This window comes from Streptomyces graminofaciens (genome assembly GCF_030294945.1).
Lineage (GTDB): Bacteria > Actinomycetota > Actinomycetes > Streptomycetales > Streptomycetaceae > Streptomyces > Streptomyces graminofaciens.
The window spans coordinates 7241763-7265870 of record NZ_AP018448.1 but is presented as its reverse complement, the minus strand read 5'-3'; the positions used below and the strand labels follow the sequence as shown (position 1 = coordinate 7265870).

At 69.5% G+C, this 24108-nt stretch carries 22 protein-coding genes and 2 pseudogenes; 11 read left to right on the top strand and 13 right to left on the bottom strand.

Annotation, left to right across the window (positions count from 1 at the left end; translation table 11 throughout):
• Positions 1-34: 34 nt before the first annotated feature.
• Both SGFS_RS31545 and SGFS_RS31540 read left to right on the top strand, forming a co-directional pair.
• Positions 35-223 carry a hypothetical protein gene (locus SGFS_RS31545; RefSeq protein ID WP_286255296.1) on the top strand — a complete coding sequence of 63 codons (189 nt, stop codon included), beginning with the start codon at positions 35-37 and terminating at the stop codon, positions 221-223.
• A 24-nt stretch (positions 224-247) separates the two neighbouring features.
• The gene (locus tag SGFS_RS31540) at positions 248-427 is read left to right on the top strand and encodes a hypothetical protein (protein WP_286255294.1); all 180 of its coding nucleotides are present in this window, start codon (positions 248-250) and stop codon (positions 425-427) included.
• Positions 428-590: 163 nt separating this feature from the next.
• On the opposite strand, the pseudogene SGFS_RS31535 reads toward SGFS_RS31540, so the two are convergent.
• The 3 genes and pseudogenes from SGFS_RS31535 to SGFS_RS31525 form a co-directional block, all read right to left on the bottom strand.
• Positions 591-1276: pseudogene (locus tag SGFS_RS31535) on the bottom strand (SPDY domain-containing protein).
• Positions 1277-1519: 243 nt separating this feature from the next.
• Positions 1520-1882 carry a hypothetical protein gene (locus SGFS_RS31530; protein WP_286260166.1) on the bottom strand — a complete coding sequence of 121 codons (363 nt, stop codon included), beginning with the start codon at positions 1880-1882 and terminating at the stop codon, positions 1520-1522.
• A gap of 14 nt (positions 1883-1896) precedes the next feature.
• The gene (locus SGFS_RS31525; protein ID WP_286255293.1) at positions 1897-3144 is read right to left on the bottom strand and encodes a helix-turn-helix transcriptional regulator; all 1248 of its coding nucleotides are present in this window, start codon (positions 3142-3144) and stop codon (positions 1897-1899) included.
• Positions 3145-3317: 173 nt separating this feature from the next.
• Here SGFS_RS31525 and SGFS_RS31520 point away from each other — a divergent pair, with 173 nt between their 5' ends.
• Complete coding sequence (locus tag SGFS_RS31520) at positions 3318-3683, top strand: hypothetical protein (protein WP_286260165.1); 366 nt, start codon at positions 3318-3320, stop codon at positions 3681-3683.
• 172 nt (positions 3684-3855) lie between these two features.
• Here SGFS_RS31520 and SGFS_RS31515 read toward each other — a convergent pair whose 3' ends face one another.
• Positions 3856-3993: a hypothetical protein gene (locus SGFS_RS31515; protein WP_286255291.1), complete on the bottom strand. Its 138-nt coding sequence runs from the start codon at positions 3991-3993 to the stop codon at positions 3856-3858.
• Between the two features lie 429 nt (positions 3994-4422).
• On the opposite strand from SGFS_RS31515, the gene SGFS_RS31510 reads away from it, so the two are divergent.
• From SGFS_RS31510 to SGFS_RS31475, 7 genes are all read left to right on the top strand, one after another.
• Positions 4423-4593 carry a hypothetical protein gene (locus SGFS_RS31510; protein ID WP_220647798.1) on the top strand — a complete coding sequence of 57 codons (171 nt, stop codon included), beginning with the start codon at positions 4423-4425 and terminating at the stop codon, positions 4591-4593.
• A 20-nt stretch (positions 4594-4613) separates the two neighbouring features.
• Positions 4614-5861, top strand: a complete 1248-nt coding sequence (gene fxlM, locus SGFS_RS31505) for a methyltransferase, FxLD system (RefSeq protein WP_286255289.1) — start codon at positions 4614-4616, stop codon at positions 5859-5861.
• A gap of 70 nt (positions 5862-5931) precedes the next feature.
• Positions 5932-6126: an FxLD family lanthipeptide gene (locus tag SGFS_RS31500; RefSeq protein ID WP_220647796.1), complete on the top strand. Its 195-nt coding sequence runs from the start codon at positions 5932-5934 to the stop codon at positions 6124-6126.
• A 72-nt stretch (positions 6127-6198) separates the two neighbouring features.
• On the top strand, positions 6199-9246 hold the full coding sequence (locus SGFS_RS31495) for a lantibiotic dehydratase (protein WP_286255284.1): 3048 nt from the start codon (positions 6199-6201) through the stop codon (positions 9244-9246).
• Entirely contained in the window at positions 9243-10391 is a 1149-nt protein-coding gene (locus tag SGFS_RS31490; protein ID WP_286255283.1) for a lanthionine synthetase LanC family protein, read from the top strand. Before SGFS_RS31495 ends, SGFS_RS31490 begins: the two co-directional genes overlap by 4 nt.
• Before the next feature lie 23 nt (positions 10392-10414).
• Positions 10415-11488 (top strand): thiopeptide-type bacteriocin biosynthesis protein, encoded by a 1074-nt coding sequence (locus tag SGFS_RS31485; protein ID WP_286255281.1) that lies wholly within the window; start codon positions 10415-10417, stop codon positions 11486-11488.
• Positions 11489-11712: 224 nt separating this feature from the next.
• Positions 11713-12183 carry a hypothetical protein gene (locus tag SGFS_RS31475; RefSeq protein ID WP_286260465.1) on the top strand — a complete coding sequence of 157 codons (471 nt, stop codon included), beginning with the start codon at positions 11713-11715 and terminating at the stop codon, positions 12181-12183.
• A gap of 2 nt (positions 12184-12185) precedes the next feature.
• Here the strand turns inward: SGFS_RS31475 and SGFS_RS31470 are convergent, their stop codons facing one another.
• From SGFS_RS31470 to SGFS_RS31435, 8 genes are all read right to left on the bottom strand, one after another.
• Positions 12186-14738 (bottom strand): sensor histidine kinase, encoded by a 2553-nt coding sequence (locus SGFS_RS31470; protein WP_286255280.1) that lies wholly within the window; start codon positions 14736-14738, stop codon positions 12186-12188.
• Positions 14739-14740: 2 nt separating this feature from the next.
• Positions 14741-15424, bottom strand: a complete 684-nt coding sequence (locus tag SGFS_RS31465) for a response regulator (protein WP_286255278.1) — start codon at positions 15422-15424, stop codon at positions 14741-14743.
• Positions 15425-15556: 132 nt separating this feature from the next.
• Positions 15557-16228: a potassium-transporting ATPase subunit C gene (locus tag SGFS_RS31460; protein WP_286255276.1), complete on the bottom strand. Its 672-nt coding sequence runs from the start codon at positions 16226-16228 to the stop codon at positions 15557-15559.
• Between the two features lie 5 nt (positions 16229-16233).
• Complete coding sequence (gene kdpB / locus SGFS_RS31455; RefSeq protein ID WP_286255274.1) at positions 16234-18366, bottom strand: potassium-transporting ATPase subunit KdpB; 2133 nt, start codon at positions 18364-18366, stop codon at positions 16234-16236.
• Positions 18363-20027 (bottom strand): potassium-transporting ATPase subunit KdpA, encoded by a 1665-nt coding sequence (gene kdpA, locus SGFS_RS31450; protein WP_286260162.1) that lies wholly within the window; start codon positions 20025-20027, stop codon positions 18363-18365. The genes kdpB and kdpA overlap by 4 nt, the downstream gene beginning before the upstream one ends.
• Before the next feature lie 32 nt (positions 20028-20059).
• Entirely contained in the window at positions 20060-20149 is a 90-nt protein-coding gene (kdpF, locus tag SGFS_RS31445) for a K(+)-transporting ATPase subunit F (RefSeq protein WP_069767153.1), read from the bottom strand.
• A complete protein-coding gene (locus tag SGFS_RS31440) occupies positions 20146-20385 on the bottom strand; it encodes a hypothetical protein (RefSeq protein WP_286255273.1) in 240 nt (79 codons plus the stop codon). The genes kdpF and SGFS_RS31440 overlap by 4 nt, the downstream gene beginning before the upstream one ends.
• Positions 20386-20407: 22 nt before the next feature.
• Positions 20408-22246, bottom strand: a complete 1839-nt coding sequence (locus tag SGFS_RS31435; RefSeq protein WP_286255272.1) for an APC family permease — start codon at positions 22244-22246, stop codon at positions 20408-20410.
• Between the two features lie 284 nt (positions 22247-22530).
• On the opposite strand from SGFS_RS31435, the gene SGFS_RS31430 reads away from it, so the two are divergent.
• Positions 22531-23061: a hypothetical protein gene (locus tag SGFS_RS31430; RefSeq protein ID WP_286255270.1), complete on the top strand. Its 531-nt coding sequence runs from the start codon at positions 22531-22533 to the stop codon at positions 23059-23061.
• Between the two features lie 150 nt (positions 23062-23211).
• On the opposite strand, the pseudogene SGFS_RS31425 reads toward SGFS_RS31430, so the two are convergent.
• Positions 23212-23994 (bottom strand): annotated as a pseudogene (locus tag SGFS_RS31425) (sensor histidine kinase); the annotation flags it as partial.
• Positions 23995-24108 lie beyond the last annotated feature (114 nt).

Here is a 24108-nt window from a genome sequence, read left to right as displayed (position 1 = left end):
ACCGATCACAACAACACCGCACAAGGAACCGCCCATGCCCCAGCCCCCTGTTCGCGCCAACGTCGTCGTCCTCCTCACCAAAGTGGACAGCACCCCCCGCGATGACCGGTCGCTCCTGTATCGCCGCAATGGAACCGCCTTCACCACGGCCGAGCACGACCTGATCTGCACCGCTACCCCGGCAGAGGTCACCGCCGCGCACGCGCAGCGACAGCTTGAGTAAGAGTGGGCGCGTGAAACCTACGAGATGCAGAAGGCCCTCGTCGACCTGTTCACGAAGTACGTCGACCAACTCCCCGACGGCTCCCTGTGCAGCAACATCTACGCCACCATGACCGATGAGGACTACTCGGAGTACGAGCGCCTGGTCAAGATCGTCGCCGCACGAACCGGCCTCGAATACCGCGCCGAGCACGAAGACAACTGACCGTACGCACACCAACGGCGGCCCACCCAGGGGCCGCCGTTGCGGCAGGACTGAAGCGGCTGCCGATTCACCCCGCGACGATCACCGTCCCGGTGCCGACGGCCGTCTGCTTGACGATGCTGCTGCGCCCGCCAGCGGCTTGCCTCTGCTCGGGCAGGAGCCGTCAGCTGTGGCGGACGACGGTAAGCCTGCCCTCGGCGCTCTTGGGCACGGTACGGCGGAGCACCGGCACCGGGGAGGCGAGCGAGGAGGCGAACGCGGCGACCAGGTCGTGGGGGACGCTGGCGCTGAAGCTGGCGCACCACAGGTACGGGGCGCCGGGAACGGGGTCCGCCCACGCCTGCCAGCCCACCAGGTCAGGACGTGGGTCGGCGTCCTCGATGAGCGGCGGCAGCATCTCCAGGGAGACGTTGCAGGAGAACCCGGGATCCGTGGCGGTGGTGCGGGGGCGGTCCAGGTCGCGGATCCAGCCGCGGGCACAGAGCGCGTTGAGAACGGTCTCGGGCCCGGTGAGGCCGACCTCGGGCGTTTCGCGGGTGTCGATCGCCGCGAGGAGGTCGGCTAGCCCTCGTACGGAATGCCGGTGGTGAAGTACGCGTTCCACGCCGTCATCACGGACGTGGCATGCGAGCGGGCGCTCAACTGCCAGGCAACCGGCAGCCTGCCCAGCTCGAACGGGTGGGCCGCGAGAATCCACTCGGCGCCGCACAGCCCGTCCGAACTCACGTACAGCAGGGTGTTGCGGGCCGTGGGCCACATGCGCCAGCCGAGGCCGGCCAAGGTGTCGCCGATCCGCTCGGCGAGCGCACCGTCATCGCCAGCCAAATGGCGCGGGGTGACCCAGTACACCGGGTCCGGCGAGTCAAGAGGGGAGGGATCGCTGGGGTGGTGCGGGTGCAGGGGCGCTTCCGTAGGCTCGGGGGTGGTGTCCAGCAGCGTTGTACGTTGACATGGCTTGCCGCCGGGCACCAGCCCTTCAGGGGGTCTTTCCTGTCTGCCCCCGGCGAACTGCTGCGTCGGCACCCTCCCCGGCCGTCTGACGACATGCGAGGGCCCCGTCCACGCGCAGCTTGGACAGGGCCGTCTGACGTTCTACTTCAGGCTGCTCTCGACGGCCTCGAAGATGTCCGAGTCGGTCTCCTTCTGCCAGTCCGGCAGGTCGGGCCAGTCGGCCACGTATCCAGGCTTCGGGTCCTCGAAGTGCTTGTACATCTGGGCTGTCCAGCACGTTGCCACGAAGCGGCTCTTCTGCTCGCGTGACAGGCGGGAGGCGTGGCCGCCGCTGAGGTCGAGAAAGTGGCGCACCTGCTCGTACACAGCGCCCGCGGCCTCACGTTCCCACTCGGGCGTCTCCTCCCACGGGGTCACGTAGCTCGGCTTCGGCTCACCGGGGAAGTGCTTCCGCACCCCTGCGGTCCACGCCTCACGGAAGACCCGTGCGCCCTCGTTGGCCATGCCATCCCCTCTCGTCACGCCGTCAGGGTGCCGATCTCGGCCCTCAACTCGGCAATGCGCCGATCGCGCCCGAAGTTGCCAAGCTCGGCGGTCAGAGCTTGGAGTCTACGGGCGACGTAGCCGGACCCGGAGGCCCGCGCCAGACGCAGGGCCTCGACCCCGTACTGCACCACCTGTTCCGAGTCCCTCCGCTTTGCGCCGATAGCGGCCAGGTCGACGAGCACGGAGCCTCGGCGCCGGAACGAATGACCGGGAGCGAGGGGCTTTTGTCGAAGCGCGTCCTTGAGGGCGTCCTCGGCGAGGCCGAGCCGATTGAGCTGCAAATACCGGGCCCCGCGCTCCTCTGCCAGACGGGAGCCGTCAAAGCGCAACCATCCGCCGTTGGAGACTTCACCGCCCAGGTCGGACACCTTCTCCGCCTCGTCGAGCGCCTCCTCGCAGGCGTCGAAGTCGCCGAGCCATGCGTACGCCTCGGCCTGGACGGCTGCGGCCCAGTGCCTCGTTGACAGGTTGCCGTCGCCGCGAAGGGCGATGCGACGTGCTGCGCCGAGGGTTTCCGCCGCTCGCTTGTAGCGCTTCTCCGAGAGGTCCACGTAGGCGCTTCGGATAAGGGCACACGCCCACAGATCGAACGCGCCGGCCTCCCTGCTCGCGCTGGCGGCCAGTGAGTACGAGGCGGTGGCGTCACCGTAGCGGTTGGCGTCGAAGGCCAGCTCCCCCGCGAGTTGGAACAGGTCCCCGGCAGCGAAGCACAGCGTGCTGGCCTGGCTGTTCCCTCCCCAAAGCGCGTCGTTGAGGGCTTCGAGCTGAGACCGCACTACGGGGTGCACCGAGTGCTTGGCACGGGAGAGCTGGTACACCTGCCACAAGTGGCCGTTCATGCGCTCGAAGGCGTCGAGGTCGCCCCGCAGCTCGCCTTCCGCCAGGGTGTCCGCCTCATCTATCGGCACGGCGGCGAGCGCCCCCGAGACCGCCAGCAGGCGCAGAAACTCGCGTCGGATCATCTCGTCTGTGTCCTCTGGACCATCGTGGGCGCTCGACGCCAACCCCGTCGGCATGGGCAGGACTTCAGCCGAGGCCCACATGGCGTCGAGTTCGTCGAGGTCCATCTGTAGCACCTCAGCGACCTTGGGCCGCTGGGGAGGCTGGGGCTTCGATTCGCCCCGCTCCCATCGGCCTACGGTGCGCCGATCGACGCCAACCGCGAAAGCGAATCCCTCCTGGGTTAACCCCAGAGCTCTGCGCCTCTCGGCAAGGCTCATGTGGCCCCCCTTCCCCGGCTCTTGCTGTTCTCAATCATGGCGCCTGTCCCATGTCCCAGAGATGTCCCCACACTGACCCACGAATGCCGTGGTCCGCACGCCCTTCGCACGGAACGCTGGACTCCCATCCGGTGAAACCGCCGTCAGCCAGCGAGGGAAACGCCGTGACGACCATGATGAGAAGAGACGAAGCGTCGAAGGCCGAGTCCTGCGAGGACCCGATCGATGTCCAGCAGATCGAGGACAGCACGGAGTTCGCCCTCGTCATGCAGTTGGGCGCATCAACCCGCGAGGACATCGACACCAAGACGGCAACCCTCATCGGTGAGTTGAACCTGCTTCTCAGCAGGAGGCCGGGCGCTGACGACGATCCCGCCGTCAGGGACCTGTGCAGACGGGCGTACAGGCTGCTGGAGCTCTCCGAGCGCCCTACGAAGGAGACGCCGGCCTTCAGCGCCTTCTTCTACATGCGTGATGTCGCCAGTCTTACCCGCCGGCTGCTGTGGGTCTACGCGGAGGGCAGCGGCCATGCGCCCTGACCATCCCCTGCTGCTTCACAGCGCGTCCGCACCGACACGGGCTGTGTGCGCGCCCCAACCGGGCTTCTGGTGCGAGTGGCGCCATGCTGACGGACGCCTCATCAGGTCTGCTTCCCAGCGCACTCCCGAGTCGGCCGTTCGGTGGGCTCGCATCACCCTGCGCGTCATCGCCTCAGCCGTGGACGAGGACTTCGTCGATCCCCTTATGGCCAGGAGCCACCAGGGGTGGCGCGACGCCGTCCGGGCCCTCGCGGAGGGCGGGGAATTCGCGCTGCCCCTCGTGGCGAAGCCGTACTCCTTCGTATGGCACGTTCGCCCTGTCCCCTTCCTCACCCTCGTCGGCGGAAGCCCGATGCCTCACATTCCGGAAGGTGACCCGCCATGGGAATGAGGCCCAGCGAGTTGTGGGGCCGCTTCGATTGGCAGAGCGGCAGCTGCTTCAGGTGCGAGCAGACGAATGTCCCCGTGGCCGAGGTCGGCGAGATCGCGGTGGCGGGCACGGTGCTTCCTCTCTGTGCCTGCCAGCGATGCGTCTTCAGGCTCGAACAGCTCCACTGGACGATGAGCGAGCGCGCCGTCCGCCAGCGGAACGCCCCGGCTCCCGCACAGCCCCTTCCCCTCGGCCAGTGGCCCACCAAAGTGCCATTCGACAGACCGCCCTCCCACGTCGCGTAGGAGAACGGCCGCTTCTTGGGCGGGGCTTCAAGCCCCGCTCGCACCACGAGAAGAGAGAGCCGCCTTGGCAACCGAGGAACCAGACGACGACACGTTGTTCGACCTGATCGGCGCCGTCGGCGCCGGAATCAATGCCAGTAAGGACGAGGGCCTTCCCCTTGACGTGCGCGCACTCGCCGCTGACCTGGCCGACCACACCGCAGACAGGCTGGCCCAGTTCAAGAAGACGACGTAGTGCCGAGAAGGAGAATGCTTGTGAATGACACTCCCGCCCCGACGTCCGAGAAGCACAACGCCCCCGCATCCGAACAGCAGATGCGTGATGCCATGGTGGAGCGGCTGATCGAACTGGGGGCCGCGCGCAGTGGCCGCGTCGTGGCCGCGTTCCGTTCGGTTCCCCGGCACCTGGCCACCCCCGAAGTGGACATGGCCAAGACCTACGAGGCCGAGTTCGCCCCGGTCACGAAGACGGATGCGACGGGCGTGAACATCAGCTCGGTGTCCGCCCCGCGTATCCAGGCCATGCAGATCGAGCAGGCGGACATCCAGCCGGGGATGAGCGTCCTGGAGATCGGCTCCGGCGGGGTGAACGCGGCCTACCTCGCCGAGATGGTGGGCGAGCGGGGCCGCGTCGTCACGATGGACATCGACCACGACGTCACCCAGCGTGCCGAGGAGTTCCTCAAGGCGACCGGCTACGACCGGATTGTCACCGTGATCACCGCCGACGGCGAGCACGGCGTGCCCGGCCACGCGCCGTACGACCGCATCGTCGTCACCGTGCAGGCCGCCGACATCCCGCCCGCCTGGGTCCACCAGCTGAAGGAGGGTGGTCGGCTCGTGGTGCCGCTGCGGATGCGTGGCATGACCCGCACGGTGGCGTTCGTCCGCGACAGGGAGCGGCTCGTCAGTGACGGGTTCGAGCTGTGCGGGTTCGTGCCGATGCAGGGCGTCGGGGAGAACCGCGTGCGCCTGGTATTGCTCCACGACGTGGAAGGGGAGGAGATCGCCCTCCGCCTGGACGGCCATCCCGAGCCTGACGCCGAGGCCCTGCGTGTGGCCCTGGGCATGCCCCGTGTCGAGGCGTGGTCGGGCGTCACCGTGGCCGGCGACGAGTCCACCGAGCACCTGGACCTGTGGCTGACGACCGCCCTCGACAACCTCCCCTTGATGGCTGCCAAGATCGGCGCACGGAAGCGTGGTCTGGTCGGCTCCGCGTCGCCGATCGGCGTCCCCACGCTGGTGGACGGAGACAGCTTCGCCTACCGCACCGCGCGCCCCATCGACGACCCCGACCGGTACGAGCTCGGGGCGATCGGCCACGGGCCGCAGGGACAGAAGGTCGCGGACCGTCTGGTGGAGGAGATCCAGGTCTGGCACAGCGACCACCGGGCCCACCGTGCGCACATCGAGGTCCACCCGGCGGGTACGCCGGACGACCAGCTTCCCGCGGGCCGTCTCGTCGACCGACCCCACACGCGGGTCACGATCACCTGGCCGTGACGCCGTCGGCGGCGCCACGGCCAGGCCGGCACAGCACATCCCACCCGCCTTTTCCCGTGAGGAGTACGTGATGGCACAGCAGAACCCCACGACAACGCTGAAGGCCGCGACCGACTACAGCACCAACACCGGGTCGGACTTCGACCTCAACATCGAGACCCTCGCCTCGGCCCCGGTCATCGGCTCGCTGCTGAACGACACCAGCGACAACTGCACCTCCACCTGCCAGTCCGCCTGCACCAACAGCACCTGCATCGGCGGCTGACCCACCAGGGGCCGGGCGGAATCTGACCCGCCCGGCCCCGCGCACCGCCGTGACGAAGAAGGAGGCACAGCGATGTACCACGCGATCGATGCGAGCATGATCCGCGCATCAGTCTTCCCGCTGGCGGCGACGCTTCCTCCTTGGCCCGACCTGGACGGCGACGCCCCCGCCGACGTCGAGCGCTGGCGCGACTGGATCGCCCAGGTCTGGGCGGACGACACCCGGGCTGCCGCCATCGAGTTCGCCGCGCCGCTCCTCGCCGCCGCCATCCGCGACGTGCTCGGCGGAGAGCGGCAACGGCCGCGCTCCGTCCGGCGCACCGCGGCCTCGCTCGCCCGCTACCTGCTGCGCATGCAGCACCGCGCCACACCGTTCGGGCTGTTCGCCGGCCCCGCCCCCGTGCGCATCGGCGGCACCGCTCGGGTGACGTGGGGGAAGGAGCACCGTGCTTTCGCCCGGGCCGATGCCGAGTGGTTGAACACCGCCATCACCGCCCTGGAAGGCAACTGGGAGGTGCTGCGGCGCCTGCCGGTGATGGCAGATCCGACCTGCACGGTACGAGGCACTCGGGTGGCAGTACCGCACCAGCCCGGCACGAACGGCCCCACCGACACCACACTGCGACGAACCCGAGCCGTGGAAGCGGTGCTCACCTTGGCCCGTACGCCGATCACGGTCAGCGACCTCGTGGCCAAACTCCACGGCGACTACCCGGAAACGCCGACCGCGGTGATCGAGAACATGGTGTCCAGCCTCGTCGCCCATCGCGTCCTGCTGACCAGCCTCCACGCCCCCATGACATGCGACGACGCACTCGGACATCTCATCGCGCAGCTGGACGCCACGGGTGCCGCCGCCCCATCAGGTGGAGCCGGTACAGCCGAGGAGCTGCGAAAGATCCACCAGCTGCTCACCCTGCACGACATCGCTGCCCAGGGTGAGCAGCAGGCCCTGCGCGTCCAGGCGGCTGCGCGAATGAACACCCTCACCGGAGGCACCGCCCGCACCCTGGTCGTGAACGTGCGCCCCGACTGCGACATCGTCCTGCCGACAGCGGTCACGCGGGAGGCGGAGCGTGCCCTGGAGGTCGTCTCCCGTATCTCGCCGTACCCGAACGGCTCTCCGGCGTGGCGGGACTATCGCGCTCGGTTCCTGGAGCGCTACAGCATGGGAGCGATCGTCCCCCTGCGTGACCTCACCGACCCGGACACCGGCCTCGGCTTCCCCGTCGGCTACCGCGGCACGGTTCTGAAGCGGACGGTGTTGGCCACGACCCGCCGCGACGACCACCTCCTCGCTCTCGCCCAGTCTGCGGCCCTCAACGATCGGCGCGAAGTCGTCCTCACCGAGGAGGACATCGAGGCCATGTCGTTGGGGGATCCTACGCAAGTACCCGCGCACGTCGAACTGTGCTTCACCGTGCTGTCCCCCTCACTGGAGGACCTGGAGCACGGCCGATTCCATCTGGTCACCGCCGGTCTGTCCCTCGCGGCCGGCACCACGACGGGCCGCTTCCTGACGATGCTGGACCAGTCGGACCGCGACCGGATGACCGCCGAGTACGCCGCCCTGCCAACGCTGGCCCCCGGAGCCGCACGCGGGCAGGTGTCCAGCCCACCCCTGCGCATCCCGACCCGCAACGTCGGCCGCGCCCCAGCCGTCGTCCCACACGTCCTCTCGGTCGGCGAGCACAACCCGGACGCCACCCTCGACCTGGACGGCCTCGGCGTCGTCGCCGACTCCCGACGCCTCTACCTGCTCTCCCTCTCCACCGGACAGCTCATCGAGCCCTCGGTCCTGAACGCCGTGGAACTCAGCAGCGCCACCCACCCCCTCGTCCGCTTCGTCACTGAATTGCACCGCTCCCACACCGCCATCCTCACCCCCTTCGCCTGGGGCGCGGCGGCCCGGCTGCCATTCCTGCCCGAAGTCCGCGTCGGCCGCACCATCCTGTCCGCCGCCTGCTGGCGGCTGAACGCACGCGACCTCGGCGATGACAGTCGCGCCTGGATGTTCCACTTCACCGACTGGCGCATCCGTTACGGCGTACCCCGCACCGTGTACGTCGGCGGCAACGACCAACGGCTCCGCCTCGACCTCGATGTCAGCGCCCACCGGCAACTCCTGCGCGCCGAACTGGACCGCCACGGAACGGTGACCCTGCACAAAGCGCCCGACGAGGCGGCGTTCGGCTGGGTCGGCCGCGCCCACGAGATCACCGCGTCCTTCGCTTCCGACCAACCGCCTTCCCCCGCGCCCATCAACCGCACGACACCCGTCGTCAACCACGACTCCAGCCGCCTGCCCGGCGCCGGCGAGTGGGCCTACCTGAAGCTGTACGGCAACGCCGACCGAGCACCCGAACTGCTGACCGCGCACCTCCCGCGCCTCCTCCACGACTGGGACGCCGACGCACCGACGTGGTGGTTCACCCGCTACAGCGACCCCGACAGCCATCTCCGGCTGCGACTGCGCCTCCCGAACCCGAACGCCTTCGGTGAGGTGGCGCAGCAAGTCGCTGCCTGGGCAGGTGAGCTGCGCGCGGAGGGCCTTCTCCAACGCGTGCAGTGGGACACCGACGAGCCGGAGACCGGACGCTACGGCACCGGCCCCGCCCTCACCGCAGCCGAACAAGTCTTCGCCGCAGACTCCGCCGCCGCCCTCGCACAGATGGCCCTCCCCATCCCCGACAGCCTCCGGCCCGCCATCACCGCCACCAGCTTCGTCGACATCGCCGACGCCTTCCTCGGCTCCCCAGCGGACGGACGGGCATGGCTGACGACGAACCTCCTGAAGAACGACGGCGAAGCCACCACCCGCGACGTACTCTCCGCAGCCGTCCACCTCTCCGCCCCGGGCCCCGACCACGCGGCCCTGCAAGCCTTGCCCAACGGTGAGCACCTCGTCACGACGTGGGCCCTGCGCCGCACCGCCCTGACTGCCTACCGCCAGGCTCTCGAAGCGCACGGTGCCGACCCCGCCGCGGTTCTGCCGTCCCTTCTGCACATGCACCACAACCGGGCCGCCGGCATCGCCCCCGACAGCGAAGCCATCTGCCGCCGCCTGGCCCGCGCCGCCGCCCTTTCCTGGACCGCAAGAGAAGAAGGAGCCCTGCGGTGACTACCGCTCCGCCCGCCCCGGAAACGGACGCCGCCGTCCGGCAGTCCCTCGCCCGAGGCTCCCTCGGCATCGCCCTGCTCCACGTCGAACGCGCTCGCCAGGGCACCGGCTCCTGGCAGACCGCCCATCAGCAACTCACCACCGTCGGGCCCCTGTTGGACGGCGACGAGACGGGCCTGTTCCTCGGCGCGCCCGCGATGGCGTCTGTGCTGCACTGGGCCACCGTGGACAGCATCCGGTACACCGGCGCCCTGCAAACCCTCGACCGCATCGTCGCCGCCCACATCCGACGCCGACTGGCAGCAGCACACACCCGCATCGACCGCGGCGAGCCGACCACCTTCGCCGAGTACGACCTCCTGCGCGGCCTGACCGGCCTCGGCGCCCTCCTCCTACGCCGCGCCCCCGAGGGCGACGACCTCAAGGGCGTCCTTGAGTACCTGGTGCGCCTGACCGAGCCGCTCCCCACCGCCGACGGGCGACCCCGCCTGGGCTGGTGGGTGAGCCACAGCCCAGTCAACCTCACTGCTCCCACCCCCGACGGCCACGCCAACGCCGGCCTCGCCCACGGCATCACCGGCCCCCTCGCCCTCCTCGCACTCGCCAAACTCCGCGGCATCACCGTGCCCGGCCATGAGAAGGCGATGCTGCGGATCTGCAGTTGGCTGGACCAGATACGAGTGAACGACCACCGAGGCACCCGCTGGCCACGCTGGATCACCGACACCACCACCGTGCCCCCACACCTGGCCGCCCCCTCCTGGTGCTACGGCACCCCCGGCCTGGCCCGCGCCCAACAACTCGCCGCCCTCGCCCTGAACGACCCCGACCGCAAACGCATGGCCGAACGAGCACTCCTCTACTGCCTGGCCGACCCCACCCAGCTCGACCAACTCACCAGCCGCGGCCTGTGCCATGGCCTCGGCGGCCTGCTCCGGGTCCTCCAACGCGTCACCCAGGACGCCGACGAACCGCGAGCCTTCGTCCACCACCTGCCACAGCTCAGCGAACGCTTCCTCACCACCAAACCCCCAGCCGAGACCGGCTTCCTCAACGGCTCGGTCGGCGCGACCCTCGCCTTCCAGAACATCCAAGAAGGCACCCTCCCAGCCAGCGACTGGGACGCGTGCCTTCTCCTCATCTGACCGCGCGACCGAAAGGGATCGGGATGAATCTGCCCGACAGCAGCACGATCGAGCAGGCCGTCCTGGCTGTTCTCACCGGTACCCCACCCACGGAGGCCGCCAGCCGGGCGCAGACGTCGCCCGAGCATCTCCTCAAAGCCACCGAGCGATACCGCGACGCTGGCCGAGCCGCTCTCGGCGTCGGCCTCGAACCATCCGGCTGGCTCCAGGCGAACATCGAGTTCACTGACTACTCGACCGCCGAACGCGCCTTCCACACCTACCTCCTGCCCCTCCTACGACGGGCAATGGACAGCGGGTCGATCGCTTGCTGGTGGTTCATCCGCAAACGCCCAAGCTGGCGCCTCCGAGCCCTTCCTGGTCCGGGTTCCAGGGCAGATGACTTGTCACGGCAGATCCACGAGCTCCTCGACACCGTGGTCTCCGGAGGTGGGGCCGAGCGCTGGTGGCCGTCACCGTACGAGCCGGAAACCACTGCATTTGGCGGCCCGCACGGCATGGACATCGCCCACGACCTGTTCCACACCGACAGCCTTGGCGTCCTCGACTACCTGCATCTCATGGGCAGGGACGGAGACGAGGGTGGCTTCCTCGACGCCAAGGCCACCTCGCTCCTCCTCATCAGCCTCTTCTTACGCGCCGCAGGACAGGAATGGAGCGAGCAGGGGGACGTCTGGGCACTCGTCGCAGCAACGCGCCCTCTGCCTGGCGACGTCCCGGTTGACCGCGTGACCGCCATGACCCCCGTATTGAAAAGACTGCTGACGATCGACGCCGCTCCCGCCCTCAGGGCCAAGGGACCGCTGGCACCCGTCGCCGATTGGTTCGCCAGGATGGAGCACAGCGGCCGTGCCCTCGGTCACGCCGGACGCGAAGGGCGACTCAGCCTCGGGACACGCGGCATCCTGGCCAGGCACATCATCTTCCACTGGAACCGCATGGGCTTCACCACGCGCCAGCAGGCCGTCTGGGCACGAGCGGCGCGAGAAGCAATCCTCGGAAGCCAGCCGCGTGCCGTGATCGCCGCGACGGAGGCCAAGACAAGGCCCACCGCACCTGCGGCAATGACGCAGCAAGTGCCGCCGAGTGCGGGGTGAACCGGCATACAAGGCGAAGATGCGGCGAAGTGGTGAACTGTGTCCCGTTCCGGCCAGCCGCCCCAGTCCTGGAGTGCCTGCGGCAGGCCCCAGTGGCGAGGGTGACGGACAGGGTGATGTCGGCCTCCGGTAGGGCGTCGATCAGCTCGTCGATGTAGACGCTCGGGCACCCAGATCGGCCGCACAGTGCGGTGCCCCGTCCCCGTGCGGCGTGATCAGCCGTTGTGGAACCCGAAGTAACCGCAGCATGGATATCCGCTGTCGGCGCCCTTGGCGGCGTCAGCCTCGGCACCGTCACCGGCGTCCTCGCTGCCCGCATCCAAGCCCGCCCCGCTCACCGAGCAGCCGAAGCCGCTTATGCACAGGCAGAATCTGCCTACCGCGCCGCTCTCGACTCCGCGCGCGAACAAATCAGGGCCGCAGCAGCCCAGAACACTGGCAGCGCCCGGCGGCACGTCTACGCGGCCTTCATCAACGAGGCTCACAAGCTCCAGCTTGCGGTAGCCCAATTCGATCGGGACTTCTACGGAATCACAGTCGACACCAGAGAGGCACGCGAGGCCCTTGACCGTGTCGACAAGACAGCTGCCCTGGTTCTGCTAGAAGGGCCGAAGGAAGTCAGCGAGGCGGCCTGGGAGGTTGACGACGAGGCGCTGGCGGGGCTCTCCGACTACGAGAGATCCGGCGACACGTGAGGCTATGACGTGGCGGTCACGGGCATGTCCGACTCGGACTCAGGCGACGGCCGATGGGCCGCCGCCATCGGCAGGCTCAGCACCATCGTGAGGCCGCCGCCCGGTGTGTCCTCGGCGTGGAGGGTGCCGCCGATGGCCTCGGCGAAGCCGCGGGCCACGGCCAGGCCCAGCCCTACACCGGCACCACGCGGGGCGTCGCCGTAGCGCTGGAAGGGTTCGAAGATGCGGTCCTTGGCCTCGTCGGGGACGCCCGGGCCGCGGTCCACGACGCGCACCTCCACCCGGTTGGCGATGGCGCTCGCCGAGACCAGGACCGGGGTGCCCGCGGGGCTGTGCTTCACCGCGTTCTCAACGATGTTGGCGACGGACCGTTCCATCAGGCCCCGGTCGACGGCGGCCATGGGCAGCGTCTCGGGGATGTCCAGGTCGACGCTGCCCTCGGGGACGCCGCCGAGTGCCATCGGGATGACCTCGTCGACGTCGGTCTCGCGGATGATCGGGGTGACGGTGCCGGTCTGGAGGCGGGACATGTCGAGGAGGTTGCCGACGAGGAGGTCGAGGCGGTCGGCGCCCTCCTCGATGGCCTCCAGCAGTTCCGCATGGTCCTCCTGCGACCACTCGACGTCGTCCGAGCGCAGGGAGGTGACCGCGGCCTTGATGCCGGCGAGCGGGGTACGCAGGTCGTGGCTGACGGCGGCCAGCAGCGCGGTGCGGATGCGGTTGCCCTCGGCGAGTTCCTTGGCCTGGTCGGCCTCCTGCTTCAGGCGTCGGCGGTCCAGTACGACGGCGGCCTGGGCGGCGAAGGCCGCGAGAACGCGGCGGTCCTCGGCGGGCGGGACCCGCCCGGTCAGCGCGAGGGTCATGTGGTCGCCGACCGGTACGTCGACGTCCGCCTCCTCGGGGGTGGCACAGGGCCCAGGGCCCACGCTGCCGGCGCAGGTCCACGGGTCCACGTCGCTCGCGCGTTCCAGCAGGGCCGCCGACTCCATGGAGAAGGTCTCGCGGACCCGCTCCAGCAGGGCCTCCAGACTGGTCTCGCCGCGCAGGACGTTGCCGGCCAGGAAGGAGAGGATCTCCGACTCCGCTCTCAGCCGGGCGGCCTGATGGGTACGGCGGGCCGCCAGGTCGACGACGGAGGCGACAGAGACCGCGACGCCGACGAAGATCGCGATAGCGACGATGTTCTTCGGGTCGGCGATGGTGAGGGTGTGGACGGGTGGGGTGAAGTACCAGTTCAGGAGCAGGGACGCGGCCACCGCCGAGGCCAGTGCCGGGAGGAGCCCGCCCAGCAGGGCCGCCGCCACCGTCGTCGTCAGCAACAGCAGCATGTCGTTGGCGAGCCCGACGTCCGGGAAGACGCCCCTCAGCAGCCAGGTCAGCAGCGCGGGCCCGCCGAGGCCGACGAGCCAGCCCCAGATCAGGCGGGCCCGGCCGAGGCGGGCACCCTGGCTGACCGGGAGTCCGCGCCCCTTGCCGGCCTCGTCGTGGGTGATGAGGTGGACGTCGAGGTCGGGTCCGGAGTCCCGGGCAACGGTCGCGCCGACGCCCGGTCCGAAGACGTACTGCCAGCCTTTGCGGCGGGAGACGCCGAGCACGATCTGGGTGGCGTTGACCCCGCGCGCGAAATCGAGGAGCGCGACCGGTATGTCCTCCCCGACGACCTGGTGGAAGGTGCCGCCGAGGTCCTCGACGAGGGTGCGCTGGACGGCCAGTTCCTTCGGCGAGGCCGCGGTCAGGCCGTCGCTGCGGGAGATGTAGACGGCCATCACCTCGCCGCCCGCGCCCTTCTCCGCGAGCCGCACGGCCCGGCGGATGAGCGTCCGGCCCTCCGGTCCGCCGGTCAGGCCCACCACGATGCGCTCCCGCGAGCCCCAGATCTTCGACACCCGGTGCTCGCTGCGGTACTCGGTCAGGTAGGCGTCGACCCGGTCGGCCACCCACAGCAGAGCCAGCTCGCGCAGCGCGGTCAGGTTCCCTGGCCGGAAGTAGTTCGACAGGGCCGCGTCGACCTTGTCCGGCTTGTAGATGTTGCCGTGGGCCATCCGCCGCCGCAGGGCCTGTGGGGACATGTCGACCAGCTCGATCTGGTCGGCCCGCCGTACGACCTCGTCCGGCACGGTCTCCCGCTGCCGTACGCCCGTGATCGACTCCACGACGTCGCCGAGCGACTCCAGATGCTGGATGTTGACGGTCGATATCACGTTGATACCGGCAGCCAGCAACTCCTCCACGTCCTGCCAGCGCTTGTCGTTGCGGGACCCGGGAACGTTGGTGTGGGCGAGTTCGTCCACGAGTACCACATGGGGGTGCCGGGCGAGGACGGCGTCCACGTCCATCTCCGTGAAGACGGTGTCCCGGTACTCCAGTTCCCTGCGCGCGATCTGCTCCAGACCATGCAACATCACCTCGGTACGCGGACGACCGTGATGCTCGACGAAGGCCACCACACAGTCGGTGCCCCGCTCCACGCGGCGGTGCGCCTCGGACAGCATGGCGTAGGTCTTTCCGACGCCGGGGGCCGCGCCGAGATAGATCCGGAGCTTGCCGCGTGCCATGTTCATCCTTCGAAGCGATAGCCCATACCGGGCTCGGTGATGAGATAGCGGGGATGGGCGGGGTCCTTTTCCAGCTTGCGCCGCAGCTGGGCCATGTACACCCGCAGGTAGTTGGTCTTGTTGCCCTGGGTGACGCCCCAGACCTCCTGGAGGAGGTGTTTCTGTGTGATCAGCCGTCCCGGGTTGGTGACCAGGATCTCCAGCAGATGCCACTCGGTCGGGGTGAGGCGTACGTCGTGACCGTCCCGTACGGCTTTCTTGGCCAGCAGGTCGATGGTGAACCCGTCCGTCTCGACGAGCGTCATCCCCGGCGCGAGCGGTACCTCCTCTGTGCGGCGGACGGCGGCCCGGAGCCGGGCGAGCAGTTCGTTCATGCTGAAGGGCTTGGTGATGTAGTCGTCGGCTCCGGCGTCCAGCGCGGCGACCTTCTCCTCGGACGCCTGGCGGGCGGAGAGGACGAGGATCGGCACACGGGTCCAGCCGCGCAGCCCCCTGATGACGTCGACCCCGTCCATGTCGGGCAGCCCGAGGTCGAGCAGGACCACGTCGGGCTGCCGCGCGGCGGCCAGCCGGAGCGCGGTGGCACCGTCGGGGGCCGCGTCGACCCCGTACTGGCGTACCTGGAGATTGATGATGAGGGCCCGCACGAGCTGCGGATCGTCCTCCACCACCAGCACCCGTGTCATGGGTGTGCGCCTTCCTGTCGTGTGTCGGGGCCATGAACGCCGGAGGCCGTGCGACCGGCGCTCATAACGGCGGGAGTGGCGGCCCAGGGCTCTCTCCCGTACCGCCGACTGCCCTGTGGACCGTGCAGTGCGTCAGCTTCTGGCCAGGAGGTCCTTGAGCGCGATGTTGAGTTCGAGGACGTTCACGCGGGGCTCCCCGATGAAGCTGAGGGTACGGCCCTCTGTGTGGTCGTCGACCAGCTTCTGCACCTGATCGACGGACAGACCGTTCTGCTGAGCGACCCGGTGGACCTGGAGGTCGGCGTAGTCCGGTGAGATGTCCGGGTCCAGGCCGGAGCCGGAGGACGTCACCGCGTCGGCCGGCACCTCGGAGGGCTCGACCTTGTACTCGGCGGTCGAGTTGTCCTTGACGACGGCGGCCTTGGCTGCCTTCACCCAGTCGATCAGGTCCTTGTTGTCGGCGGACCGGTTGGTGGCGCCGGACAGGATCAGCTTGTACTGGGTGTTGACGCTGTTGGTGCCGAGACCGTTCTGGGGGCGGCCCTGGAACCACTTCAGGTCGGGCTCCGGGGTCTCCTGGCCCTCCTTCAGCGGCAGGTTGTACGACTGCCCGATCAGCGAGGAGCCGACGATCTGGCCGGTCCCGTCCTTGATCTCCGAGCCGTTCGCCTTGTCGCTGAACAGCGCCTGGGCGAAGCCGGTGACGACGAGCGGGTAGATGACGCCCGTCACCAGGGTCAGTACGAGCAGGGCGCGCAGGCCCGCTCCGAACAGCCGGGCAGTGTTGATGACCGTGTTTTTCATGGCGCTCAGCCGATTCCGGGGATGAGGGAGATGAGCATGTCGATGAGCTTGATGCCGATGAAGGGGGCGACCAGTCCGCCGAGGCCGTAGACGGTGAGGTTGCGGCGGAGCAGTTTGTCGGCGCTGACCGGCCGGTACTGCACGCCCTTCAGGGAGAGCGGCACCAGCGCGATGATGATCAGCGCGTTGAAGATGACGGCCGACAGGATCGCGGAGTCCGGCGAGGACAGGCCCATGATGTTGAGCTTGTCCAGGCCCGGGTAGACGGCCGCGAACAGCGCCGGGATGATCGCGAAGTACTTGGCGACGTCGTTGGCGATGGAGAACGTCGTCAACGCGCCCCGGGTGATGAGGAGTTGCTTGCCGATCTCGACGATCTCGATGAGCTTGGTGGGGTTGGAGTCGAGGTCGACCATGTTGCCGGCCTCCTTCGCGGCCGACGTTCCGGTGTTCATCGCGACGCCGACGTCCGCCTGGGCGAGCGCGGGCGCGTCGTTCGTGCCGTCACCGGTCATCGCGACGAGCTTGCCACCGGCCTGTTCCCGCTTGATGAGGGCCATCTTGTCCTCGGGGGTGGCCTCGGCGAGGAAGTCGTCGACGCCCGCCTCCTCGGCGATCGCCTTGGCGGTCAGCGGGTTGTCGCCCGTGATCATCACCGTCTTGATGCCCATGCGGCGCAGCTCCTCGAACCGCTCCCGCATGCCCTCCTTGACGACGTCCTTGAGGTGGATGACACCCAAGACCCTTGCCCCGTCGGCGTCCTCGACCGCGACCAGCAGCGGGGTGCCACCGGCCTCGGAGATCCGGTTGGAGATCGTGTCTGCGTCGTCGGCGACCGTGCCGCCCTGTTCCCGCACCCAGGCGATGACGGACCCGGCCGCGCCCTTGCGGACCTTGCGCCCGTCGACGTCCACACCCGACATCCGGGTCTGGGCGGTGAAGGCGATCCACTCGGCGCCGGACAGCTCGCCCTGCACGCGCTCGCGCAGACCGTACTTCTCCTTCGCCAGTACGACGATGGAGCGGCCCTCGGGCGTCTCGTCGGCCAGCGAGGAGAGCTGGGCCGCGTCCGCGACCTCGGCCTCGGTGGTGCCCTCGACCGGCACGAACTCGGCGGCCTGCCGGTTGCCGAGCGTGATCGTGCCGGTCTTGTCGAGGAGCAGGGTCGACACGTCACCGGCCGCCTCGACGGCCCGCCCCGACATGGCGAGCACGTTGCGCTGGACCAGCCGGTCCATGCCCGCGATGCCGATCGCCGACAGGAGCGCGCCGATCGTCGTCGGGATCAGGCAGACCAGCAGGGCCACCAGCACGACCATCGTGAGATGGGTGCCCGCGTAGTCCGCGAACGGCGGCAGGGTCGCCACCGCCAGCAGGAACACGATCGTGAGCGACGCCAGCAGGATGTTCAGCGCGATCTCGTTCGGCGTCTTCTGCCGGGCCGCGCCCTCGACCAGGTTGATCATCCGGTCGATGAAGGTCTCACCGGGCTTTGTCGTGATCTTGATGACGATCCGGTCGGAGAGGACCTTCGTGCCGCCGGTGACGGCGGACCGGTCACCGCCGGACTCCCGGATGACGGGCGCGGACTCACCGGTGATCGCCGACTCGTCCACGGAGGCGACGCCTTCGACGACGTCACCGTCGCCGGGGATGATGTCGCCGGCCTCGCACACGACCAAGTCACCGATCCGCAGTTCGGTACCGGGGACGCTCTCTTCGGAGCCCTCTGCGAGGCGGCGGGCCACGGTGTCGGTCTTTGCCTTGCGCAGGGTGTCGGCCTGCGCCTTGCCCCGCCCTTCGGCGACCGCCTCCGCCAGGTTGGCGAAGACGACGGTCAGCCAGAGCCACGCGCTGATGGTCCAGCCGAACCAGTCGGTCGGGTCCTTGAAGGAGAAGATCGTCGTCAGCACGGACCCGACCAGCACCACGAACATCACGGGCGACTTGACCATCACCCGGGGGTCGAGCTTGCGGCAGGCGTCCGGCAGCGACTTGAGCAGCTGCTTGGGGTCGAAGAGGCCCGCGCCGACACGTCCTTCGGCGGGCTTGTGCCCGGTGGGGACGTCGCTGTGCGGCGCCCGGGTCGGGGTGGCTGTGGACATCGCGTCCTCTTGCTTCGTTACGTCGGTGGTCATGACGCCAGCCCCTCGGCCAGCGGACCCAGCGCGAGCGCCGGGAAGTACGTCAGCCCGGTGATGATCAGGATCGCGCCAACCAGCAGCCCGGTGAACAGCGGCTTTTCGGTGCGCAGGGTGCCCGCGGTGGCCGGGACCGGCTTCTGCTCGGCGAGCGATCCGGCCAGCGCCAGCACGAACACCATCGGCAGGAAGCGGCCGAGCAGCATCGCGATGCCGAGCGTGCTGTTGAACCACTGGGTGTCGGCGTTCAGCCCGGCGAAGGCCGAGCCGTTGTTGTTGGACGCCGAGGTGTAGGCGTACAGGATCTCGGAGAACCCGTGCGCGCCGGAGTTCGTCATCGAGTCGCCCGGGGTGGGCAGGGCCATCGCCGCGGCGGTGAGGACGAGTACCAGTGCCGGGGTGATGAGGATGTAGCAGGCCGCGAACTTGATCTCGCGGGTGCCGATCTTCTTGCCCAGGTACTCGGGTGTCCGGCCGACCATCAGGCCGGCGATGAACACCGCGATGATCGCCATGATGAGCATGCCGTAGAGGCCGGAGCCGACACCGCCGGGCGCGATCTCACCCAGCTGCATGCCCAGCATCGTGATGCCGCCGCCGAGGCCGGTGAACGAGGAGTGGAAGGAGTTCACCGCGCCGGTCGAGGTGAGCGTGGTCGCCACCGCGAAGATCGACGAGGCGCCGACACCGAAGCGGCTCTCCTTGCCCTCCATGGCTCCGCCGGCGATCTCGAACGCCGGGCCGTGGTGGGCGAACTCGGTCCACATCATCAGGGCGGTGAACCCGAGCCAGATGGTGGCCATCGTGGCGAGGATCGCGTAGCCCTGCTTGATGGAGCCGACCATGACACCGAACGTGCGGGTCAGGGCGAACGGGATCACCAGCAGCAGGAAGATCTCGAAGAGGTTGGTGAAGGGGGTCGGGTTCTCGAACGGGTGGGCGGAGTTGGCGTTGAAGACGCCGCCGCCGTTGGTGCCGACCTCCTTGATGGCCTCCGTCGAGGCGACCGCACCGCCGTTCCACTGCTGGGAGCCGCCCATGAACTGGCCGACCTCGTGGATGCCGGAGAAGTTCTGGATCGCCCCGCAGGCGACGAGCACGATCGCCGCGACGAACGCGAGCGGCAGCAGGACGCGGGTCACCCCGCGCACCATGTCGGACCAGAAGTTGCCCAGCTCACCGGAGCGGGAGCGAGCGAAGCCGCGTACGAGCGCGACCGCCACCACCATGCCCACCGCGGCCGACACAAAGTTCTGCACGGCCAGCCCGCCGACCTGCACGACGTGGCCCATGGCCTGCTCGCCGTAGTACGACTGCCAGTTGGTGTTCGTCACGAAGGACGCGGCCGTGTTGAACGCCTGGTCCGCGTCGATGGAGGCGAAGCCCAGCGAACCGGGCAGCACGCCCTGCAGCCGCTGGAGGAGGTACAGGAACAGGACACCGGCCGCCGAGAAGGCCAGCACGCCGCGCAGGTACGCGGGCCAGCGCATCTCGGTGTCCGGGTTGGCGCCGATGCCCTTGTAGATCCACTTCTCGACCCGCCAGTGCTTGTCGGAGGAGTAGACCTTGGCCATGTAGGTGCCGAGAGGGACGTAGGCGAGCGCCAACGCCGCTATGAGGGCCAGCAACTGGAGCACGCCGGCGAGTACGGGACCCATGTCACCCGCTGCGGTAGCAGCTGTTGTCACCGTCAGAACCTCTCCGGGAAGATCAGGGCGAGGACGAGATAGCCCAGCAGGGAGACGGCCACGATCAGGCCGACGACGTTCTCGGCGGTCACAGCTTCGTCACCCCCTTGGCGACGAAGGCCACGAGCGCGAACACGGCGATCGTGGTGACGACGAAGGCCAGATCGGCCATCGCGAACTCCTGGAGTGAGGTTCGGGAAGAACGGACAGTTAGAGGAAACCGCGTCCATGGCCGGATTCGGTCTCCCGTTGACGGCTCTCTTACGGCCGCACCCACACCCTTGACGGGATCCATACGGCCCTGGTCGTCATCGGTGGCGGGGGTCACGTGACGGTGCGGAGCGGCCCGCTCACAGCAGCCGGAAACGCAGCCGGCAGATCACCGCGTCGGTCTCGCGACGTACGGCGTGCGCGACGACCGCGCCCCGCTGGTTCTGCAGCAGCCGCTGCCACAGCCGCTCGGGCTCGGCCTCCGGGATCAGGACGGTGACCCGGGTGGCAGGCTCCGCCGCCACCTCACGGACGTACGCGGCGATGGGGCGGCCCAGGCTGCGGCGCTCGGACGTCAGCCGGACCAACGGCACCCCGGGGTCCCACTCCGCCCAGGCACGCTCCAGCGCGTGCAGCTGGGCCCGGTCCTCGGGGTCGGGGTAGCAGACGGTGACGGCGCGGACCTCGTCGCCCAGTGAGACCGCCGCGGTCAGTGCCTCGGACGTCAGACGGGAGAGCGAGGAGACGGGCACGATCACCAGCGAACGGTCGCGGTGCGGGGTCTCGGGGACACGGCCCAGGCCCAGCCGCTCCCCGATGCGGGCGTAGGCGCGGTGCACGACGACGAACGCCGCCACCAGCAGCGGCAACGCCACCACGACCAGCCAGGCGCCCTCCCCGAACTTGGTCGCGGTGACGACGACGGCCGAGACGCCGGTCAGCAGCCCGCCGAAGCCGTTCAGCAGCGCCTTGCCCCGCCACCCCCGCCCGCGCTCGCTCCGCCAGTGCCGGACCATGCCCACCTGGGCGATGGTGAACCCGACGAAGACCCCGACGGCGAAGAGCGGCACAAGCGTGTTGGTGTCGCCGCCGGAGAACACCAGCAGCGCCGCCGAGACCACGGCCAGGGCCAGTACGCCGTGCCGGTGGACCTGGCGGTCGGCCTTCAGCGCGAAGACGTGCGGGAGGTAGTTGTCACGGGCCAGCAGCTTCAGCAGCACCGGCAGCCCGCCGAAGGAGGTGTTGGCCGACAGGGCGAGCAGGATCATCGTGGCGAACTGGACGACGTAGAAGGGCCAGTTGTGGCCGAACGAGGCGTCGGCGAGCTGGGCGAGGACCGTGACTCCTTCGACCGGCTGGAGGTGGAAGCGCGAGATGAGGACGGACAGGCCGATCAGCATCAGGCCGAGGACCGCGCCGAGGGCGACCTCGGCCCGCTGGGCCCGCTTGACGCGCGGTACGCGGAAGGAGGGGACGGCGTTGGCGAGGGCCTCGACACCGGTGAGCGCGCTGCACCCGGAGGCGAAAGCTTTCAGCAGGAGTAGCGCGCCCACGGTCGTCGCGTTGTCGGCGAGGACCGACGCGTGCCCGTCCGCGGTGGCCGTGCTGACCGGGGCGGACCGGAACAGACCGACGACGATCAGCACCAGGATCGAGCCGACGAACACCACGGTCGGCACGATGAACGCCTTCGCCGACTCCACGATGCCCCGCAGGTTCACGGCCGTGATCAGCGCCAGCACCACCAGGCACAGGACCAACCGGTCGCCGTAGAGGGTGGGAAAGGCGGAGGTCAGCGCGGCCACGCCCGCCGTGACGGCGACGGCCACGTTCAGGACGTAGTCCAGGACCAGCGAGGCGGCCGCCACCAGGCTCGTGCGCGCACCCAGATGAGCCTTGGCCACCGCGTACGAGCCACCGCCGTCCGGGAAGGCCGCGATCACCTGCCGGTACGAGGCGACGAGCACCGCCAGCAGACCCGCGATGGCCAGCGTCACCGGCAGGGTGAACCCGAGGCCGTGGGCACCGGCCGCGGCCAGCACGAGCACGATCGCCTCAGGGCCGTACGCCACCGACGCCATCGCGTCCAGGGAGAGGGCGGCAAGGCCCGTGACGGCGGTCAGCCGGTGGCGCTCGCCGGCATCGGGCGGCTCTTCGTCGGCGGGGGTCGCGCCCGGCTGGACTGTCAGGACGGACATCGGTTGGTACTCCTTCTTCTTTCGGCCGCGCGAGGGTCGTCCCTCAACCGCGCACGGGTCTTCCCTCAGCCGCACGAGAGGCCGAGGTGTGCGCGGTGCACTCAGGGTGTGTCCCGTTCCGGCTCCGGCCGGCCTCTCCTAGCGCGTTCTTCGCGCCGAACCGGCCGACTTTGACGAGGTCTTGACGACCGTGACGAAACGGCGGTGTGACCCAGGTGACAGAGCCGTCAGAGTCACATCAAGAGGGAGACGAGCCCGCTCCGCCGCTCCCTACGGTCTCCGCCATGACCCCCCTCAACGGCACACACCAACATCTCGACACGGCTCACGACCTGCGCCGGCCGCGGGATGTGCGGGACTCGCTCCGCTGCGCCGGCGCGCTGCTCGGATTTCTCCTCCTCCTCGACTGGGGCTCGGGCCGGTTGACGCTCTGGCGCGGCGCCCTGTGGTTCGGTCTGGCGCTGCTGCTCCTGCTCGCGCTGTATCCGGCCCGGGTCCGCGCCGGCGAAGGCTGGCTCGCCTCGCGCCGACTACTGCGCGAACATCGCGTCCGTACCGATCTGCTGGTGTCCGTCCGCTGCCTGGACGGCGTGTCGCAGCGACTCGTGCTGCGGGACTCGGTCGGCGGCCGGGTGGAGATCGATCCCGAAGTCCTCGTGCGGAACCCGCGGTTGTGGTCGCGTCTGGACGCGGGCGCCCGGAAATCGGCGGCCGCCGGCACGCTGCTGTGCGGGGCGACCGCGTTGAGTCGCCTCTCCCGGCGCGTCGACCGCGAGACCGCCCACGCCGTCTTCAGGGCGTCCGACCTGAAGTAGCCGACTCAAGGCTCGGCAGGGCGGTTCGTGGTCATGGTGTCGCGGTCACGGGTCGCGCTCATGGTGTCGCGGTCATGGCGCGGTCACCCAGCGGCACGGGTCCGGAGTGCCGCCAGGCCCCAGGACGACTCGCAGGCACGGTCCCTCTCATCACCGGACACGTCCGGCCGCACCGCGCGGCTGCGGCTTCTCCGTCGGCTGCGGTGGCTCGTCCGTCGTGCCGGTCAGGTCCGCGACGGGCAGGGACACGACCATGGTCAGGCCGCCGCCGGGGGTGTCCTCAGGGATGAGCGTGCCGTTCATCGCCTCGGTTAGGCCCCGGGCGAGGGCGAGTCCGAGGCCGAGGCCGGTGGTGTTGTCGGTGTCGCCGAGCCGCTGGAACGGTTCGAAGACGCGGTCCCGGTCCGCCGGTGGGAGACCGGGGCCTCGGTCCACGACCCGCAGTTCGACCCGGCCCGCCAGGGCACTGGCGGTGACCAGCACCTGCCGGCCCGGCGGTGTGTGCCGGGCGGCGTTACCGACGAGGTTGGCGACGACCCGCTCCAGCAGCGGCGGATCAGCCAGCACCGCCGGAATCTCCTCCACGTCCCGTGCCTCGGCCACCGGCACGTCCGCCAGCGCCATCGGCAGGACCTCCTCCAGGGTGGTGGCCCGCAGGTTCAGCGTGAGGGCCCCGGCCTCCAGGCGGCTGCGGTCGAGGAGGTTCTCCACCAGACGGCTGAGCTTGGCCATCGACTCTTCGGCGGTGGCGAGGAGTTCGTCGCGGTCCTCCGCCGAGAACTCCACATCCCGGCTGCGCAGCGAGGCCACGGCCGCCCAGCCGGCGGCGAGCGGGGTGCGCAGATCGTGGCCGACGGCCCGCAGCAGCGCCGTACGCATCCGGTCGGCGGCCTTCACGGGCTCCACCTCGGCCGCCGCCTCGGCCAGCCGGGCGGCGAACACGATGTACCTCGGTCGGCCGTGGCACAACACGGCGACCGCCTGGCCCCAGGCGCTGGTCCGCGACACAGCACGATCCGCTCGGGCATCAACTCCGCCCACCCCTGG